Below are 18,728 nucleotides of genomic sequence, written 5' to 3'. Positions count from 1 at the left end.
GGCCTTGCCTGGGAGCAGATCTTCGATCCGCTCCCATTGGGTTTGGGTCAATTCGTAGCGGCTGGGCCGCGGATGCTTGGTCTTGGACATCCGCCGAAGATACCGGATGAATGTCGATTCGGCCTAGCAGGGCAAGCTCTTAGAAGTTGAGCGCGCGCTTGTCCACGGCCAGCGCGGCTTCCTTGGTCACCTCGGACAGCGTGGGGTGGGCATGGCAGATGCGGGCGATGTCCTCGGCGCTGGCCTTGAATTCCATGGCCATCACGGCCTCGGCAATCAGTTCGCTGGCCTGCGGGCCGACGATGTGCACGCCCAGGATTTCGTCGCTCTTGGCGTCGGCGATGATCTTCACCAGGCCGGTGGTATCGCCCAGCGCGCGTGCGCGGCCATTGGCCAGGAACGGGAAGCTGCCGGCCTTGTAGGCCACGCCATCGGCCTTGAGCTGCTGCTCGGTCTTGCCCACCCAGGAGATTTCCGGGCTGGTGTAGATCACGTAGGGGATGGTGTCGAAGTTCACATGACCGTGCTGGCCGGCGATGCGCTCGGCCACGGCCACACCCTCCTCTTCGGCCTTGTGGGCCAGCATGGGGCCGCGCACCACGTCGCCCACGGCCCAGATGCCGGGCACGCTGGTGCGGCAATCGCCATCGACGACGATCGCGCCGCGCTCATCGAGCCGCACCCCCACGGCTTCTGGCTTGAGCCCCTCGGTGTGGGGCACCCGGCCTATGGAGACGATGAGCTTGTCCACCTTCAGGCTTTGGGCCTGGCCTTTGGCGTCGGTGTATTGGATGGTCGCGCCGGTCTTGCTGGTTTTGACTTCTTCGACTTTCACGCCCAGCTCGATCTTCAGACCTTGCTTGTCGAAGGCCTTTTTGGCTTCTTTGGCGATGGCTTCGTCTGCTGCAGGCAAGAAGGCGGGCATGCCTTCGAGCACGGTCACGTCCGCGCCCAGGCGGCGCCAGACGCTGCCCAGCTCCAAGCCGATGACGCCCGAGCCAATCACGCCGAGCTTTTTGGGCACGCTGGCGATTTCCAGCGCGCCATCATTGGAGAGTACGACGTTTTCATCAAACGGCACGCCAGGCAGCGCGCGCGGGCTAGAGCCGGTGGCGATGATGATTTGCTTGCCCGTCAAGGTTTCGGGCTTGTCGCCCTGCACCTGAATCTCGAAACCGCCTTCAACGGCTTTGGTAAAGGAAGCCAGACCGTTGAAGAAGCTGACCTTGTTTTTCTTGAACAGGTAGAGGATGCCCTCGTTGTTCTGCTTCACAACCTCGGCCTTGCGCGCCAGCATGCGCGCCACGTCCATGCTCAGCTTGCCGGTGCTGATGCCGTGCTCGGCAAAGTGCTCGCGCGCATGCTCGAAATGCTCGCTGGACTGCAGCAGCGCCTTGGAGGGGATGCAGCCGACGTTGGTGCAGGTGCCACCGGGGGCGGGCTTGCCGTCCTGGGTTTTCCAGGCATCGACGCAGGCCACGCTCATGCCCAACTGGGCAGCGCGAATGGCTGCGATGTAACCGCCGGGGCCGGCGCCGATGACGATGACGTCAAATTGTTTGCTCATGGTGTGCTTTCAGGGGAAAGGATTGGAGAAAGAGAAGATTGGGCTGTTCGCCCAGCTGGAGAAGGACAGGCTGCTCCAGCATGCGACGCACATGACGGCACGGGAGCCAGATCAAAAACGCCAAGCAGATTGATCGCCAAGATAAAGCCATGCTGAGACTGCACCTGAGCGCCACTGCCTGGTATGCGGATCAAGGTATGCGCCGGCACTCGGCAAACCCCGGCAAACGGTGCAGTTAGGCAGGTATAAGGTTTCCATTCATGGGATAGCTCCAACGCCATGCCTTCATTGGATGACCCGCCTAAAGCCTCATCAAGGCCTGGATGCAGGCGCCAATGCGCATCTGCTTCATGCGTCAAGGTAAATGTGCGCAGGCTGAGCTGTTGACAAATACCCTCCAGGATCTGTTTATCCGGATAGTCATCCGGGATGCGCATCAACTGAGGACAGACCACCCGGAACTGGCGCGGGAACTCTTCCGCCCATGCCACTGAGGCCACCCCCAAAACAGCCACGAAGGCCCACTGCTCCGCCAACCGACGCAGGCGTGATCGCTGGCGATCGCGCTCACTTGCCTGCACGGGCCGCACATCAAGGTTGTGTCGCAGCAAGCGCATGCACATGCCGCGAGGCCTCTACCAGATTGCGCAGCGCAGCATTTAACTCACGCGCGCTGGGGAAAGCTTCGAGCAAGTCGGCATCAATCTCCACCAGGCGTTTGGCGCGCATGGCCTGCTCGAAGTATTTGCCACGCAAGGGCGCCTGGCGGGCAAAAAGCGCGCTGTAATCACGCTGCATATCATCGGTTGTGCCGTTCATAGAACTTCCTTTCTTCCGAGGTCGCCTTGCGGGCGCTGATGATGCGGATAGTGCTGTGCCGCTCGGTGCTGACAACCAGCAACATACATGCGTGAAGACGAGAAGTAACCGATGGTAATCCAGCGCTCTTCGGTCATGGAATGGGCATCGTCAAAGAAGCTCAGGGCGAGTGGGCCCTCAAACACAGTGGCGGCCTCCGCAAAGGCCTCCCCGTGTTTGTGCAGGTTGAGGCCCGCCTTGGCCTCGTCCCACTCGAATGCGCTCATGCCATCACAGATCGAACAGCAAGCGGGCCGGGTCTTCCAGCGCGTCCTTCATGGCCACCAGCGACAGCACAGCTTCGCGGCCGTCGATGATGCGGTGGTCGTAGGACAGGGCCAGGTAGTTCATCGGGCGCACCACGACCTGGCCGTTTTCGACCACGGCGCGCTCCTTGGTGGCGTGGATGCCCAGGATGGCCGATTGCGGCGGGTTGATGATGGGGGTGGACATCATCGAGCCGAACACGCCGCCATTGCTGATGGAGAAGGTGCCGCCGGTCATTTCCTCAATGCTGAGCTTGCCTTCCTTGGCCTTGGCGCCGAACTCGGCGATCTTCTTCTCGATGTCGGCAAAGGAGAGCTGGTCGGCGTCGCGCAGGATGGGCACGACCAGGCCGCGCGGCGAGCCAACAGCAATGCCAATGTCGAAGTAGCCGTGGTAGATGATGTCGTTGCCATCCACGCTGGCGTTGACGATGGGGTATTGCTTGAGCGCATGCACCGCTGCCTTGACGAAGAAGCTCATGAAGCCCAGGCGCACGCCGTGCTGCTTCTCGAACTTGTCCTGGTACTTCTTGCGCAGCTCCATGACCGGGGCCATGTTCACTTCGTTGAAGGTGGTCAGGATGGCGTTGGTGGCCTGCGATTGCAGCAGGCGCTCGGCCACGCGGGCGCGCAGGCGGCTCATGGGCACGCGCTGTTCGGGGCGCTCGCCAGCGACGGCCTGGGCCACGGGCGCGGCGGCGGGCTTGGCCGCAGCCTTGGCAGCAGGGCTGGCGGCCAGCGCGTCGCCCTTGGTGACGCGGCCATCCTTGCCGGTGCCGGGCACGCTGGCAGCGTCGATGCCTTTTTCGGACAGGATCTTGGCAGCGGCGGGCATGGCCACGCCGGCCTTGCTGGCCGAAGCTGGCGCTGCGGCCGCAGCAGCAGGCGCCGGGGCTGCCGCCGCAGGTGCAGAGGCCTCTTGAGCGGCAGCGGGCGCAGCGGCGGCCTGGGCAGCGGTGTCGATGCGGGCGATGAGTTGGTCGGAGGTGACGGTGGCGCCGTCGCCCTCAACGATTTCGGCGAGCACGCCGGCCGAGGGCGCAGGCACTTCGAGCACGACTTTGTCGGTTTCGATTTCGATCAGGATTTCATCGGCGGCGACGGCCTCGCCGGCCTTTTTCTTCCATTGCAGCAGCGTGGCCTCGGAGACGGACTCGGACAACTGCGGGACTTTGACTTCGATGACGGCCATGGGAATGTCTCTTGTGGGGTTCGGAGGCGAAAGGGGATGGGGAGATGAGAAGCGAAGAATAAGCCAAGGCTGCCGGCCTGTGCAGGGCGGCAGCCTTGGCTGTGTGTCATTTGGTCAGCACGAAGCCCTTGAGCTTGGCAAACGCGGCGTTGACCAGGGCCTTTTGCTGCTCCTGGTGTAGGTGGGCGTAGCCCACGGCCGGCGAGGCCGAGGCGGCGCGGCCGGCGTAGCCGAGCTTCTGGCCATCGAGCATGTTCTCGTGGATGTAGTGCTGCACGAAGAACCAGGCGCCCTGGTTCTGCGGCTCGTCCTGGCACCAGACGATTTCCTTGGCGTTGGGGAAGCGCTTGACCTCGGCGCCAAAGGCCTTGTGCGGGAAGGGGTAGAGCTGCTCGACACGGATGATGGCCACGTCGTCGCTGCCCAGTTCCTCGCGCTTTTTCACCAGGTCGTAGTACACCTTGCCCGAGCAGGCAATCAGGCGCTTGACCTTGGCAGCCTTGGCCAGCACAGCCTCGTCCTGCTCGCCAATGACGGTGCGGAAGCTGCCGTCGGTGAACTCGGAGATGGGCGAGGTCGCGTCCTTGTTGCGCAGCAGGCTCTTGGGCGTGAAGATCACCAGCGGGATGCGCAGCGGGCGCAGGATCTGGCGGCGCAGCAGGTGGAAGATCTGGCTGGCTGTGGTGGGCTGCACGATCTGCATGTTGGTGTCGGCCGAGAGCTGCATGAAGCGCTCGATGCGCGCCGAGCTGTGCTCGGGACCCTGGCCCTCGTAGCCGTGCGGCAGCATCAGCGTCAGGCCGTTCAGACGCCCCCACTTGACCTCGCCCGAAGCGATGAACTGATCCACCACCACCTGCGCGCCGTTGAGGAAGTCGCCGAACTGCGCCTCCCAGATCACCAGCGAATGCGGATCGTTGGAGGCATAGCCGTACTCGAAGCCCAGCACGGCCTCTTCCGAGAGGATGGAGTCGATGACCACGAACGGCGCCTGGTTCTCGGCGATGTGCTGCAGCGGGATGTACACGCCCTCGTGGTAGTTCTCGCGCTGCTGGTCGTGAATCACCGAGTGGCGATGGCTGAAGGTGCCGCGGCCGCTGTCCTCGCCCGAGAGGCGGATCGGATAGCCGCTGGCCACCAGCGAGGCAAAGGCCATGGCCTCGCCCATGCCCCAGTCCACGGGCGTTTCGCCCCGGCCCATGGCGGCGCGGTCGTTGTAGACCTTTTTCACCAGCTGGTGCGGGTTGACATGCTCGGGCAGCGTGGTCAGGCGCTCGGCCAGGCGCTTCCATTCAGCCAGCGGGATGGCGGTGTCGGCCTCGTCGGTCCACTTGCGGTTCAGGTACGGCGACCAGTCCACGGCGTACTGGCGCTTGAAGTTGGTCAGCACCGGGTCGATGGTGTGCTTGCCCGCCTCCATGGCGGCGCGGTAGGCCTTGACCATCTCATCGGGGCCCTCGGCAGGCAGCACCCCCTGGGCGATCAAGCGCTCGCCATAGAGCTTGCGCGTGCCAGGGTGCTCGGCAATCTTGCGGTACATCAGCGGCTGGGTGAGCATGGGGGTGTCCTGCTCGTTGTGGCCCAGCTTGCGGAAGCAGATGATGTCCACCACCACGTCACGACCAAAGGTCATGCGGTATTCCAGCGCCAGCTGCGTGGCCAGCACCACGGCCTCGGGGTCATCGGCATTGACGTGCAGCACCGGGGCCTCGACCATCTTCACCACGTCGGTGCAGTAGAAGGTCGAACGCGTGTCGCGCGGGTCGGAGGTGGTAAAACCGATCTGGTTATTGATGACGAAGTGCACCGTGCCGCCAGTGGTGTAGCCGCGCGTTTGCGACATGGCCAGCGTTTCCTGCACCACGCCCTGACCGGCGATGGCCGCATCGCCATGCACCAGCACGGGCAGCACCTGCTTGCCTTGCGGGTCGCCGCGACGGTCCATGCGCGAGCGCACCGAGCCCTCGACCACAGGATTGACGATTTCCAGGTGCGAGGGGTTGAAGGCCAGCGTCAGGTGGATCGGACCACCCGCGGTGGGCACATCGGAACTAAAGCCCTGGTGGTACTTCACGTCACCGGCGGGCAGGTCCTCGGGGGCGGTGTGCTCGAACTCGGCGAACAAGTCCTTGGGCATCTTGCCCAGGGTGTTGACCAACACATTCAGACGGCCGCGGTGCGCCATGCCGATGACCACTTCCTGCACGCCGGCCACGCCGGCGGCGTCGATCAGCGCATCCATGGCGACGATGAAACTCTCGCCACCTTCGAGCGAAAAGCGCTTCTGGCCAACGTACTTGGTGTGCAGGTAACGCTCCAGGCCCTCGGCAGCCGTCAGGCGTTCGAGCACGTGGATTTTTTCCTCGGCGTTCAGCTGCGGGTTGGTGCGCGCGCTCTCGAGCTTTTCCTGCCACCAGCGCTTTTGCGCCTGGTCGGTCAGGTACATGTACTCGGCGCCGATGGTGGTGGTGTAGGTCTCGCGCAGCGCGTTGAGCAGCTCGCGCAGCGTCATGGTGTCCTTGCCAAAGAAGGTGTTGCTGGTATTGAACACCGTCTCCAGGTCGGCGTCGCTCAGGTCGTAGAAAGCCGGATCGAGCTCAGGGATGTGCGGGCGCGGATTGCGCTTGAGCGGATCCAGATCGGCCCAGCGCTGGCCGACGTTGCGGTAGGCGGCGATGAGCTGCTGCACGGCCGTGCGCTTGCGGCCCAGTTCGGTATCGGCGCCGCTGGCCACCACCACCTGGGTGTGGCCCTGGCGGGCGCGCTCGGCAAAGGCGTTGATGACTGGCAGGTGCGGCACGTCGCGGGTGAGCGAGCCGTCGGCGGCAGGCTGGTTTTGCAGCGAGTCGAAATAGCTGCGCCAACCATCGGGAACGCTGGTCGGATCGGCCAGGTAGTTCTCGTACATCTCCTCGACGTAAGGAGCATTGCTGCCAAACAAGTGGGTATTGCCCTGATATTGGGTGTACAGGGTCGATGAATCGCTCATGATCCGCAGGACCTCCGCACTTCTGCGAAGTGCATTAGCTGGTTTGAGAAACCTTCCGCGACACGGCTTGACCGGTTGGCGGATGCGACAGTGGCGTTGGAAGGCGCCGAAAAAACCCCGACATTGTGCCACTGCTGCCCGCCGCGGGCTGCTGGCACGCGGCTTTTGCCCCCACCGGTGACCATGCCAACCTGCCAGCTGCGGCCAAACCACAACAGACAACAGCTGGCGCCAGGCTTTTGCCCGCTGCCGCGCAGGGCGCGGCGGGTACGTATACAGTGGCGCTCTTGCCTCTTCATACGTGTACGCATCCGCGTATGCGCATCGACACCTGCCCACCATGGATAAGCCCACCCTGCACAGCCGCGCCTTTCTGGCCATTCTGATCGCCGTGACGATCGCCTTCTTCGTGCTTTTGCGGCCGTTCTACAGCGCCATCTTCTGGGCTGCCACGCTGGCCGTGCTGTTCTGGCCTGTGCATCAGCGCATCCTGGGGCACATGCCTACGCGGCGCAATCTGGCCTCGCTACTGACGCTGCTGGTGTGCCTGCTGGTGGTCATCCTGCCGCTGCTGGGGGTGCTGACCTCGCTGGTGCAGGAGGTGCTGGCCTTCTATGGGCGCATCAACCGCGAGGGCAACGACTTCCAGCACTACTACCAACAAATCGTCGCCGCCGTGCCCCAGCGCGTCTGGGATTTGCTCTCTCGCCTGGGGCTGGACAGCTTTGCCGACATCCAGCCCAAGCTCATGGCGGCGGCCAACCAGCTCGCCCGCGTGCTTTCGGCCCAGGCTGTGAACTTTGGCCAGAACACCCTGCAATTCGGCCTGGCCTTCACGCTGATGCTGTACCTGCTGTTCTTCTTCTTCCGCGATGGCGCGGGGCTGATGGCGCTGGTGCGCCACGCCATTCCGATGGACAAGCGCTACTCCCGCCAGCTGAGCAGCAAATTCAGCGCCGTGGTCAAAGCCACCATCAAGGGCAACATCGTCGTGGCGGGCGTGCAGGGCGTGCTCGGCGGGCTGATGTTCTGGGCCATGGGCATCCAAGGGCCCATCCTCTGGGGCGTGGTCATGGGCGTGCTCTCGCTGCTGCCGGCCGTGGGCGCTGGCCTGGTCTGGGGGCCGGTGGCCATCTACCTGCTGGCCACGGGCTCGCTGCTCAAGGGCGGCATCATGATTGCCGTGGGCGTGGGCGTCATCGGCCTGGTGGACAACCTGCTGCGCCCCATCCTGGTGGGCAAGGAGACCAAGATGCCCGACTACCTGGTGCTGCTCTCGACGCTGGGCGGCATCTCGCTGTTTGGCATCACCGGCTTCGTCGCCGGCCCCGTCATCGCCGCGCTGTTCATGTCCATCTGGGCCATCTTCATCACCAAGAAGGAAGAAGGCAGCCTGGGGCGCTGAGCCCTTGTTCAAAAAGCCGGGAGAGCCCTCCATGAGCGCCATCAGCCAACGCATCGACGCCATTGTTCGTCAGGCCCTGGCCCAGCCCCTGAAAGAGCAGGGCTTCGAGCGCCAGGGGCGCAGCTTTCGCCGCGCCGAAGGCGGGGGGCGCATCGCCGTGCTGCAGGTGCAGGGCAACAAATGGAACTACGGCGACAGCGGCCGCTTCACCGTTAACCTGGGCATCTGGCAGCCCATGCCGGGCCAGCCACTGCTGCAGCGGCCCAAGGAATACGAATGCCAAACGCGCCAGCGCATCGGCTTCTTGCTGCCCGAATACCGCCAGGACCATTGGTGGCAGCTGGACGCACATACCGACGACGCAGCCATGGCCCAGGCACTGCGCCAGGCCGTGCTGGAGCATGGCCTGCCCTGGTTCGAAGCCCAACGGCCGCCCGCAGTGACGCCGCTGGCCGAAGGCTGGCTCACCCGGCTGCGCCGCTGGCTGCAGCAGCGCATGCGGCGCGGCCAGCGGGGCGACTGAAATCAAGCATCTGCGGCCTGCGCATTGGCCGCGCCGGCGCGCTCGCGCGGCGGTGCCGGGGCCAGGTAGCCCACCACCACGCACAGCAGGCCATAGCCCATGAACGAGGCAATGCCCCACAGATTGCCCAAGTGCTGGCGATCGAGCAGCACCAGCTTGAGCAGCACCGCGCCCATGACCAGCAGGCCCAGCGTCCACAGCGGCCGCGAGCGCCGGCGCGAGCCCTGTACCCAGGCGGCCACCGCCAGCGCCCCCCAGAGCAGCGTCAACACCGTCTGCGCCAAGGCGCTGTGCAGCAGGGCCGGCAGCGTCCAAGGCACGCCGGCCCAGTGATGCACGGCCGCCAGAGCGGACTTGCTCAGCCACAGCAGCGCCAGCAAAGCCCCCAGGCCGTTGGGCTGCCCGCCGCCCTGGCCTGCCAACCAGGAGGCCCGGCGCGGAATGACGCCTGCGCCTTGCTGCGGCCACCACAGCCGCAGCGCCAGAGCCAGACTGGCCAGCAGCACCAAATCCTGCGGATTGAGCACCGGCAACCACGGCAGCGGCGCAGGCCGGCCTGGCAGCAGCAGGCCGGGCAAAGCCACCAGACCCAGCGCCCACAGCGTGCAGCGCGCCAGCACCAAGGGCCAGTGGCGCGCCGCATCTGGGGCTGCACCTGGCACGGCAGCGGCCCTGGCGGGCGCAGCAGATGCAGCAAGCGCATCAGGCCCAGCGCCATAGCCCAGCCATTGCGGCGCACGGATTTGCAACAACGCCAGGCCCAGCGCAGGCGCCGCCACCAGCAGCAGCGCCCAGCCCTGCAACAGTGCGCCATCCGGCCCCAGCCAATCCTCGCCGGCCTGCCACAGCCACAGCGTGGCCGCCAGCAGGGCGTGCAGCCACCAGGCGGTATTGGCCTGTGCGTGCCAGGCCCGCACCGCGCGCCCCTGGGCTGGCTCGCCCATGCGGATCGGTCGCGCAGGCCCCAGCCAGTGCAGCACAGCACGGCTGCCGGCCAGGTACATCGCCAGCGCCAACGCCATCCATACCGAATGTGGCCGATACCAATGGCTCGGATCCATCAGCCAATGCAACATGGGCCCGGCCAGGCCCAGCAGCAGCGCCGTGCGCGCCAGCACTGGCAATGGCAGGCTCCAGCGGTACACGGCCGCCGCCGCCCAGCCCAACAGGACCAACAGCATCAGGCGCAGGGCCTCGGCCGTGCCGCCGCCGCTGTACAGCGCGATCTCACGCAGGCCTGCGCCCAGCAACTCCAGCACGCCCAAGATCAGCAAGCCCAGCGCCCAGCGGTCGTGCAGGGGGCGTTGGCGCCAGCGGGCCAGGCACCAGGCCGCGGCCAGCAGCGTCAGCGCCAGGAACACCGTGGTCGCAAACCAGGGGTTGAGCACCGGCCAGGCCAGCTGACCGGCGACCATGCCCTGCCCAATACCAGCCCCATCGTTGCGCGCCTGCTGCAATGCCAGCCAAGCCAGCACGTGCAGCGCCAGGCCCAGGCCTTGCAGCAGCGGCTGGCGCTGGCGCAGGCCCTGCCAGAGCAATGCCAAGGCCAGGCTGGCCCAGGCCACGCTGGTGGCCTGGGCCGAGAACGCCAGCGGCACGGTAAGCGCGGCAAAACCCGCACCCAGCACAGCCCAGTCGCGCACCAGCGACCGCAGCCGCGCCTGGTGGCGCAGACCATAGGCCAGCGCGCCATACAACAGGCTGGCGGCCAGCGCCACCGCAGCCAGCGGGCGGCGCTGGCCTTCGAGCAGCACCGCCTGCAGCGCAAAGGCCGCCAGCGGCGCGCCGTACACCAGCACGGTGTCGATCCAGCGCCAGCGCTGCTGAACCGGGCCGTGGCCCCGCCAGGCAGACCAGGCTGGCAAAAGCAGGTACAGCGCGAAAAACAGCGCCAAAAACGCCTGCGCGCTGGCCTGCTGAGGCAAGGGCCAAGACTGCGCCATCAGCCACAGGCCGAAAAAACCGAACGTGAAGCCAAAGCCCAGCAATTGCAGCGGCTGCCAGGCGCGCCCCAGGCAGATGGCAAAAATCGCCGCATTCAACGCCGCGTAGTAACTGAATAGAGCCACGTGACTGCCGCCGCTGCTGAGCCACAGCGGCGCCAGAAAGCCGCCCAGCACGCCAAACATTGCCAGCGCCAGCGCATCCTGGCGCAGGGCCAGCCAGACCGTCAGCGCCAGCGTGGCCAGTGTGCCCGCCAACGCCGCGCCGGCAGGCAACAGGCCATACAGGCGGTAGGCCGCAAACCAGGTCAGCAGCAAGATGCCCAGAGCGCCGCCTTGCACCGTCAGCGCAAAACCGCGCCGCGCCTGGCGCTGGCGCCAGCCAAACCACAGGCCCGCCACCGCCGCCGCCTGCACGCCCAGCACGCGGGCCCACATCGGCAACTGCACCCATTGCTGCTCATGGGCGTAGCGCAGCAGCGCGGCCACGCCGGCAAACAGCACCAGCATGCCCACCTTGACGGGGACATTGCCCGTGCTGAACCAGTGCCGCAGCCAGGCCACGACCCCAGCGGATGCCGTGCTGCCGGGCGGCTGGCTGCGCTGGGGCTGGCGCTGGCGGGGCGGCAAATCGCCCCACAGCGCCTCTTCGGCCTGCGCATCGCGCAGCGCGACCGCATCGGCGCTAGCCTGCTCAAGCGGCGCAGCCGCCGGGGCCGCAGTCTCACGGGCAGCCGCTGCCGCCCACAACCTGGCCTGGGCAGCCAGACTGCCTTGCGGCCCATCCGCTGCCTGCTGCGCCGTGGCGCTGGCTGCCGGTTGGGCAGCGGCGTCGGGCATCGGGGCGATGGTGGCGGCAGCGGCGAGGGTGGGCTCATGCGCCGTCACAGACGCGGCAGCCACGGGGCCAGCGCCGGCCATCAGGCGTTGCTGCAAGTGCTCGATCTGGCGCTGCTGCTGCTGGCTGCGCTGTTCCAGCGCACGCACCTGGCGGCGCAGCCTGTGCAGGCTCAGGCCGATGAACAGCAACACCAGGGGCAAGGCCATGAGAAAGCCCCCGAAAAACAGTTCTATCCATGGATCCATAGGGCCTCCCCCCGATCGACTGCTTGGTGATTGGCGCCCGCTAGGGGTTGTTGAGATTTGGTTTGCGAAGCGGTTTTTAAAAGCCACAGTGCAAGGCGAGAACGCGGCAGTTGCAGGTTTTGAGCGAAAACACCGCCGCGGGCACCCAATCTCAACGACCCGAGTGTAGGGCCTGCATGCGCAGCCCCGGCCAAAGCGGCATACTCGGCAGCCTTGCCTTCTTCAGCACAGACACGTCACGCCATGAACGACTCCAACACCATGCCTAGCCTGTACCGCGACCTGGCCACGCAAGAGGCCATCGACCAAGCCTACAACCCCTCGCTGGGGCTGGATCTGGGGGCCATCGTGCAGCACTTCGAGACGCAGTCCGAACGCGTGCGCCAGAACTGGCGCTACATCCCGGACGTGCCCTACGGCCCCACGCGCGAGGAAAAGCTCGACATCTTCCCGGCCGACCGCCCCGATGCGCCCGTGCTGCTGTTCATCCACGGCGGCTACTGGCGCTCGCGCTGCGCGCGCGACTTCAGCGCCATCGCCCAGGGCCCGCGCGAGCTGGGCATGACGGTGGTGCTGATCGACTACGCCCTGTGCCCCAAGGTCACGCTCGATGAAATCAGCCGCCAGGCGCGCGCCAGCCTGGTCTGGGTGCGGCGCCACATCGCGCAGTACAACGGCGACCCGGGGCGCATCACGCTGGCCGGCCATTCGGCCGGCGCCCACTTGGCGGCCATGTGCCTGCAAACGCCCTGGCAGCGCGACTACGGCCTGCCCCAGGACTTGGCGCGCGCCGCCCTGCTCATCAGCGGCATCTACGACATTGCCCCGCTGCGCTATAGCTACCTGCAGCCGGCCATCCAGCTCGACAGCGGCATCATCGCGCGCAACTCGCCCATGTTTGGCGTGCAGCCCAGCCAGGCCCAGGCCCTGCTGACCTGGGGCGCAGACGAAAGCAGCGAGTTCGCCCGCCAGTCGCAAGACTTCCTGGCCCAATGGCACGGCGCTGGCAACCAAGGCAGCGCACTGGCCCTGCCTGGCACCAACCACTACACCGTGCTCGACGGGCTGGGCCGCGCCGACAGCGCCCTGTGCCAATGGCTGGCGCAGCATGGGTGAGAACCTGTTTTGAGAACCCGTTTCGGGCAGGCGCAAAAAAATTTTCACATTTCACCGAACATGCCAAAAAACACCCTTATAATCTCAGCTTTCGCTGATGCACACACAAGCTGTGTGGCATTGGCAAATGCGGGAATAGCTCAGTTGGTAGAGCGCAACCTTGCCAAGGTTGAGGTCGCCGGTTCGAGACCGGTTTCCCGCTCCAAATTCAAACAATCGCCAGCGGCGGTTGCTTCATAAAAAAGGGCCTTGCAGGCCCTTTTTTCATGCGCGTGCCAATGCACAGGCCCTGCGCCCGCCCTGACCTGCCCAGGCACGGATGTCCTCCCCCAACACCCCATAGAATCGCGCCTTTGCTGGCTAACAGATGACCTGCGCCAGCACGCTGCCACTTCGCCCGGTGGCGTCGCCACGCCCCATTCCCTCCCCATTGCCATGAGCCCATCGCCCCCCGCCCAACCCGGCCTCGCCTCCCTGTCCAAATCGTTTGAACCCGCCGCCATTGAGGCCCAATGGGGCCCCGCGTGGGAAGCCGCAGGCTTAGGCGCGGCGGGCTTTCGCGGCACGGGCGCGCCCAGCGCCGAGGCGGCCGCCAAGGGCGAGAACTTCGCCATCCAATTACCGCCGCCCAACGTGACGGGCACGCTGCACATGGGCCATGCCTTCAACCAGACCATCATGGACAGCCTCACGCGCTACCACCGCATGCGGGGCTTCAACACGGCCTGGATTCCGGGCACCGACCACGCGGGCATTGCCACGCAAATCGTGGTGGAGCGCCAGTTGCAGACGCAAGGCGTCAGCCGCTACGACATGGGCGCCACGCCGCCCGAGGCGCGCAAGAACTTCGTCGCCAAGGTGTGGGAGTGGAAAGAGCAAAGCGGCAACACCATCACCCAGCAAATGCGCCGCATGGGCGACACGGTGGACTGGAGCCGCGAGTACTTCACCATGGACGAGAAGCTCTCCAAAGTCGTGACGGAAACCTTCGTGCGCCTGTATGAGCAGGGCCTGATCTACCGTGGCAAGCGCCTGGTGAACTGGGACCCGGTGCTCAAAAGCGCTGTGAGCGATCTGGAGGTGGAAAGCGTCGAATCCGACGGCAAGATGCACTACATCTGCTATCCCTTTGTGGACGGGCCGCAGATGATCGACGGCAAGCTGGAACTCGGCATGACCATTGCCACCACGCGCCCCGAGACCATGATGGCCGACGGCGCGCTGGCCGTGCACCCCGAGGACGAGCGCTACAAACACCTGGTGGGCAAGTGGGTGGAGCTGCCGCTGAACAACCGCAACATCCCCATCATTGCCGATGATTTCGTCGATCGCGAGTTCGGCTCCGGCTGCGTGAAGATCACTGGCGCGCACGATTTCAACGACTACGCCTGCGCGCTGCGGCACGACCTGCCGCTGATCACCATCTTCACGCTGGATGCGCACGTCAACGACAACGGCCCTGCGCCCTATCGCGGGCTGGACCGCTACGAAGCGCGCAAGCAGTTCCTGGCCGATTTGCAGGCCGGCGGCTACGTCATCGACATCAAGCCGCACAAATACATGCTGCCCATTTGCGCGCGCACCGGCTCGGTGGTGGAGCCCATGCTCACCGACCAATGGTTCATCGCCATGACCAAGGTGGGCGAAGGCGAAACGAAATCCATCGCCCAAAAAGCCATTGACGCCGTGCAAAGCGGCCAGGTGCGCTTCGTGCCCGAGAACTGGGTCAACACCTACAACCAGTGGATGAACAACATCCAGGACTGGACCATCAGCCGCCAGCTCTGGTGGGGCCACCAGATCCCCGCCTGGTACGGCGAGGACGGCAGCGTGTACGTGGCCCGCAACGAGGACGAAGCCCGTGCCAAAGCCGCCGCCGCAGGCTACACCGGTGTGTTGGAACGCGACCCCGACGTGCTGGACACCTGGTACTCGTCGGCGCTCGTGCCCTTCTCGACAATGGGCTGGCCCGAGGCCCAGAGCACGGACGGCAGCAGCGATGCCACCGCCGACTACAACCTCTACCTGCCCAGCAGCGTGCTGGTCACCGGCTACGACATCATCTTCTTCTGGGTCGCGCGCATGATCATGATGACGACCCACTTCACCGGCCGCGTGCCCTTCAAGGACGTGTACATCCACGGCTTGGTGCGCGACGCGCAGGGCAAGAAGATGAGCAAATCGGAAGGCAACGTGCTCGACCCTGTGGACTTGATCGACGGCATTGCGCTCGAACCGCTGCTGAAAAAACGCACCACCGGCCTGCGCAAGCCCGAAACCGCGCCGCAGGTGGAAAAAGCCACGCGCAAGGAATTCCCCGACGGCATTCCCGCCTACGGCGCGGACGCGCTGCGCTTTACCTTCGCCGCGCTGGCGAGCCTGGGCCGCAGCATCAACTTCGACAGCAAGCGCTGCGAGGGCTACCGCAACTTCTGCAACAAGCTCTGGAACGCCAGCCGCTTCGTGCTGATGAACTGCGAAGGCTTTGATTGCAGCGACGAGGGCACGGCCCAGCACCGCAGCGCCGCCGATCGCTGGATCGTCAGCCGCCTGCAAAAGACCGAGGCCGCCGTGGCCCAAGGCTTTGCCGACTACCGCCTGGACAACGTCGCCACCGCCATTTACGACTTCGTCTGGAACGAGTACTGCGACTGGTACCTGGAAATCGCCAAAGTGCAAATCCAGACCGGCAGCCCCGATCAGCAACGCGCCACGCGCCGCACCCTGCTGCGCGTGCTCGAAGCCGTGCTGCGCCTGGCGCACCCCGTCATCCCGTTCGTGACCGAGGCGCTGTGGCAAGTCGTCGCCCCGCTGGCAGGCAAGACCGTGCCGCCCGGCGGCAGCATCGCCACTGCGCCCTACCCACAGGCGCAGGCCGAAAACATCGACGAAGCCGCCGAGGCCGAAGTCGCGCAGCTCAAAGCCCTGGTTGACGCCTGCCGCACCCTGCGCGGCGAAATGAACATCTCCCCCGCCCAGCGCCTGCCGCTGTACGCCGTGGCCGATTCGGCTGCCGCCAGCCAGCAACTGCAAGCCGTGGCGCCCGTGCTCAAGGCCCTGGCCAAGCTCAGCGAAGTCAAGGTCTTCGCCAGCGAGGCCGAATGGGCGCAAGCCGCTGCCGCCGCGCCCGTGGCCGTGGTGGGCGATGCGCGCCTGTGCCTGTTCGTCGAAATCGACGTGGCCGCCGAACAAGCCCGCCTGAACAAGGAAATCGCCCGCCTGGAAGGCGAGGTGAAAAAGGCCCAAGGCAAGCTCGCCAACGAAGCCTTCGTCGCCAAGGCCCCGCCCGCCGTCATCGAGCAGGAAAAGCAGCGCGTGGCCGACTTCGGCGCCACGCTGGCGCGCCTGCGCGAGCAGTTGGAGAAGCTGGCGCGGCTGGGCTGAAGCGCTTTATGCCCCTGCACATCGCCACCCCCTTGCTGGCCGCGAGGTCTGGTGCAAGCTCGAAGCCGTGCAGCCGCCGGGTTCGTTCAAGTTTCGCGGCGTGGGCCTGCCCGTGACCATGGTCGTGCCGCACACCACCAGCGCCCACGCGCGCCAGGCCATCACCCAGTACAGCGCCAAGGCCGTGGCGCATGGCCGCGTGTGGGGCGAAGCCCGCGCGCTGGCGCAATTGCAGGCCTGGCACGCCGATCTGCATGCATTGACATGATGAAAGCCCGCTACCGCTTGCACTGCCAGCGCAGCAGCTTCAAGGCCTGCGCAGCGCAGCCTCAGGCTGCCGTGCGGCTGACCCGCGCCCAGCAAACCAACCCGTAGAGATGACACCGCCGCGCGCCCTGGTGCTGGACACCAACATCGTGCTGGACATGCTGCTGTTTGGCGACCCGAGAGCGACCGCCGCGCAGACGCAGCTGTGGGCTGCGCTGGCCCAACCCATGCCGCGTCTGCGCTGGATCGCCACCACGGCCATGCGCGCCGAGCTCGCGCACGTGCTGACCTATGCCCATCTGCAGCCGCGCATGGCCCATTACCAGCGAACGGCGGCAGACATCCTGGCGCAATTCGACGCTGCGGTCACCCTGGTCAATGCCGCCGCCGAAACCGCCGTGCGCTGCCGCGATGGCGACGACCAGAAATTCATCGACCTGGCCATCGCCCACCGCGCCGTGCTGCTGAGCAAGGACCGCCAGGTGCTCAAGCTGCGCAACCGCCTGGCGCGGCTGGACGTGCTGGCCGCAGCGGCACTGCCGCAGCTTTGATAGCCTGCCCACATCAACCGCCACAGCCCCCACAACCGCCGTCGCAGCCACCGCCATCGCTGCCGGAGGAGCCACTGCCGGCAATACCGCCGCAGCCCGCGCCGCCCTGCCCGCCCTGGGCTGCGGGCGGCTGCATGAATGCCCCCTGCAGCGGCGCTGCCGCCGCCATGCCATGCAGCGCTGCTCCGCCCAGCAGGGCCAGCGCCCACGGCAGATGCGCCTGCCGCGCCTGCTTTGGATCGTCGCTGCGCTCCAACTGCGCCAGGCGTTCGCGCTGGGCTTGCAGCACGGCCTGGCCTTCGAGGGTCAAGCGCGAGGGGCGCAAATGCCGCCACCACAGCAGCGGCGCCACCAGCAGCAACAGCAGCAGCGCCAACAAGAAGCCCACCGGGCGCTGCAGCTGCCAGCCGCTGAACACCCGCAGTGCGCCCACCAGCGCCAGGGCCGCGTAGCCCAGCGCCAGCAGCTTGGCATCCCAAGGCCGATACCACTGCCGGCGCTGCGGCGCCTGCAACCAGCCCTGCTGCCACAGGCGCTGTTGCAGGTCGCGAATTTCCGGCTTGAGCTGCAACACCGTCTGCGCCCCGCTCTCGCCATTGAGCAGCGCGGCAGCCACCTTGCGCTGCAGCGCATCGGGCGCCACGAGCGTCGCGCCGCGCCGCCAGGCGCCCTCGTGCCAATGCACATGGCCAGCCTGCCACAGCTCGGCGGCCACAGTGTGCGCCACCCGGTACGGCCCGCCGGCCAGAAAGGCCAGCTCATACAGCTGCGGCGCACGCGCCGGCAAGGCCTTGTGCCGCGCCGGGCGCAGCCGCCAGTGCAAATGCCGCGCATACCAGAGCAAGACCAGCATGGCCAGGCCATACAGCAGCAAGAACAGCGGGCCGGACATGCGCTGCTGCGGCTGCGCCGCCGTCAGCTGCGCGCAGCCGGCCACCCAGGCGGCCAGGCCCAGCGCCCATGCGGCGCGCCCACTCCAGCCATCTCCCCAGCCGCTGCCGCCGCTCTCGTACTCCTGCTGTTGCCTGGGCTGGCTGCGTGTGGGCCACCAGCGCGGCTTGGGAATGCGCCAATGCGGCCGCTGCGCCGCTGCAGCCGCAGCCTGCCAGCGCTGCGCGGGCGCGGGCCAGATGTCCGGCGGCGGGGCGGCGCCAAAGGCCTGGGCATAGGCCTGCAGCGTGCGTGCGTAGTTGTTCCGATGGCGCTGGCTCTCGCACGCGCCGCCCCGGTTGGGCACGTGGTGCATGGTGACCTGCAGCACCTGCGGGCAGAACTGCTCGAAATAGGTCTGGCTGTCGAGCAAGTGCTCATGCCAGACAGCGTCGACGGCCTCGCTGGGGCATTGCGCGCCCTGGTGCGTGACCAGCAGCCACATGAAGCGCCGGTACTCCTGCACCGCGCGCGCGGCATAGGCCGCATCCCAGCCATGGCGCTGGCGCAGCCGCAGCTCCAGATGGCGCGCGAAGCCCTCGTCCTGCGGCCTCCAATGCTGCAGCCGCTGCCACAGGGCATCTGCCGGCCCCGCCTGGGCCTTGGTGTGATCGTTCATGCCTGCTCCTTTGCTGAGCTTTTGTGCAAAAA

At 66.3% G+C, this 18,728-nt stretch carries 14 protein-coding genes and 1 tRNA gene; 7 read left to right on the top strand and 8 right to left on the bottom strand.

Annotated features, from left to right (window positions below; all coding sequences use genetic code 11):
- Positions 1 to 139 precede the first annotated feature (139 nt).
- The 6 genes from lpdA to CLI93_RS09325 all read right to left on the bottom strand — a co-directional run bounded on the left by lpdA (position 140) and on the right by CLI93_RS09325 (position 6,872).
- Complete coding sequence (gene lpdA / locus CLI93_RS09345) at positions 140 to 1,567, bottom strand: dihydrolipoyl dehydrogenase (RefSeq protein ID WP_095542182.1); 1,428 nt, start codon at positions 1,565 to 1,567, stop codon at positions 140 to 142.
- Entirely contained in the window at positions 1,564 to 2,178 is a 615-nt protein-coding gene (locus CLI93_RS14890) for a hypothetical protein (RefSeq protein ID WP_143326998.1), read from the bottom strand. The genes lpdA and CLI93_RS14890 overlap by 4 nt, the downstream gene beginning before the upstream one ends.
- Positions 2,159 to 2,386, bottom strand: a complete 228-nt coding sequence (locus tag CLI93_RS09340) for a hypothetical protein (RefSeq protein ID WP_143326377.1) — start codon at positions 2,384 to 2,386, stop codon at positions 2,159 to 2,161. The genes CLI93_RS14890 and CLI93_RS09340 overlap by 20 nt, the downstream gene beginning before the upstream one ends.
- Positions 2,383 to 2,652 carry a BrnT family toxin gene (locus CLI93_RS09335; protein WP_238945780.1) on the bottom strand — a complete coding sequence of 90 codons (270 nt, stop codon included), beginning with the start codon at positions 2,650 to 2,652 and terminating at the stop codon, positions 2,383 to 2,385. The genes CLI93_RS09340 and CLI93_RS09335 overlap by 4 nt, the downstream gene beginning before the upstream one ends.
- A 4-nt stretch (positions 2,653 to 2,656) precedes the next feature.
- A complete protein-coding gene (gene odhB / locus CLI93_RS09330) occupies positions 2,657 to 3,883 on the bottom strand; it encodes a 2-oxoglutarate dehydrogenase complex dihydrolipoyllysine-residue succinyltransferase (RefSeq protein ID WP_095542184.1) in 1,227 nt (408 codons plus the stop codon).
- A 106-nt stretch (positions 3,884 to 3,989) separates the two neighbouring features.
- On the bottom strand, positions 3,990 to 6,872 hold the full coding sequence (locus CLI93_RS09325) for a 2-oxoglutarate dehydrogenase E1 component (protein WP_095995873.1): 2,883 nt from the start codon (positions 6,870 to 6,872) through the stop codon (positions 3,990 to 3,992).
- 340 nt (positions 6,873 to 7,212) lie between these two features.
- Between CLI93_RS09325 and CLI93_RS09320 the strand changes: the two genes are divergently transcribed.
- Positions 7,213 to 8,277 carry an AI-2E family transporter gene (locus CLI93_RS09320; protein WP_095542186.1) on the top strand — a complete coding sequence of 355 codons (1,065 nt, stop codon included), beginning with the start codon at positions 7,213 to 7,215 and terminating at the stop codon, positions 8,275 to 8,277.
- A 31-nt stretch (positions 8,278 to 8,308) separates the two neighbouring features.
- A complete protein-coding gene (locus CLI93_RS09315) occupies positions 8,309 to 8,800 on the top strand; it encodes a DUF4304 domain-containing protein (protein ID WP_095542187.1) in 492 nt (163 codons plus the stop codon).
- Positions 8,801 to 8,802: 2 nt separating this feature from the next.
- Here CLI93_RS09315 and CLI93_RS09310 read toward each other — a convergent pair whose 3' ends face one another.
- Positions 8,803 to 11,790, bottom strand: coding sequence for a DUF2339 domain-containing protein (locus CLI93_RS09310; RefSeq protein ID WP_172425541.1), 2,988 nt, complete (start codon positions 11,788 to 11,790; stop codon positions 8,803 to 8,805).
- A gap of 282 nt (positions 11,791 to 12,072) precedes the next feature.
- Here CLI93_RS09310 and CLI93_RS09305 point away from each other — a divergent pair, with 282 nt between their 5' ends.
- From CLI93_RS09305 to CLI93_RS09285, 5 genes are all read left to right on the top strand, one after another.
- Positions 12,073 to 12,945, top strand: a complete 873-nt coding sequence (locus tag CLI93_RS09305; RefSeq protein ID WP_238945781.1) for an alpha/beta hydrolase — start codon at positions 12,073 to 12,075, stop codon at positions 12,943 to 12,945.
- A 129-nt stretch (positions 12,946 to 13,074) separates the two neighbouring features.
- A tRNA-Gly gene (locus CLI93_RS09300) sits at positions 13,075 to 13,150 on the top strand.
- Positions 13,151 to 13,380: 230 nt separating this feature from the next.
- Positions 13,381 to 16,329, top strand: a complete 2,949-nt coding sequence (locus tag CLI93_RS09295; protein WP_095542189.1) for a valine--tRNA ligase — start codon at positions 13,381 to 13,383, stop codon at positions 16,327 to 16,329.
- A gap of 67 nt (positions 16,330 to 16,396) precedes the next feature.
- Positions 16,397 to 16,597, top strand: a complete 201-nt coding sequence (locus CLI93_RS15405; protein ID WP_238945782.1) for a hypothetical protein — start codon at positions 16,397 to 16,399, stop codon at positions 16,595 to 16,597.
- A 109-nt stretch (positions 16,598 to 16,706) separates the two neighbouring features.
- Entirely contained in the window at positions 16,707 to 17,147 is a 441-nt protein-coding gene (locus CLI93_RS09285; protein WP_095542190.1) for a putative toxin-antitoxin system toxin component, PIN family, read from the top strand.
- 13 nt (positions 17,148 to 17,160) lie between these two features.
- Here the strand turns inward: CLI93_RS09285 and CLI93_RS09280 are convergent, their stop codons facing one another.
- Positions 17,161 to 18,696 (bottom strand): TIGR04222 domain-containing membrane protein, encoded by a 1,536-nt coding sequence (locus tag CLI93_RS09280; RefSeq protein ID WP_095995871.1) that lies wholly within the window; start codon positions 18,694 to 18,696, stop codon positions 17,161 to 17,163.
- Positions 18,697 to 18,728 lie beyond the last annotated feature (32 nt).

The organism is Vandammella animalimorsus, assembly GCF_002288875.1.
Taxonomy (GTDB): Bacteria; Pseudomonadota; Gammaproteobacteria; order Burkholderiales; family Burkholderiaceae_C; genus Lampropedia; species Lampropedia animalimorsus.
Note: the sequence above shows the minus strand (reverse complement) of the source record. Positions and strands in the feature narration are given on the sequence as shown.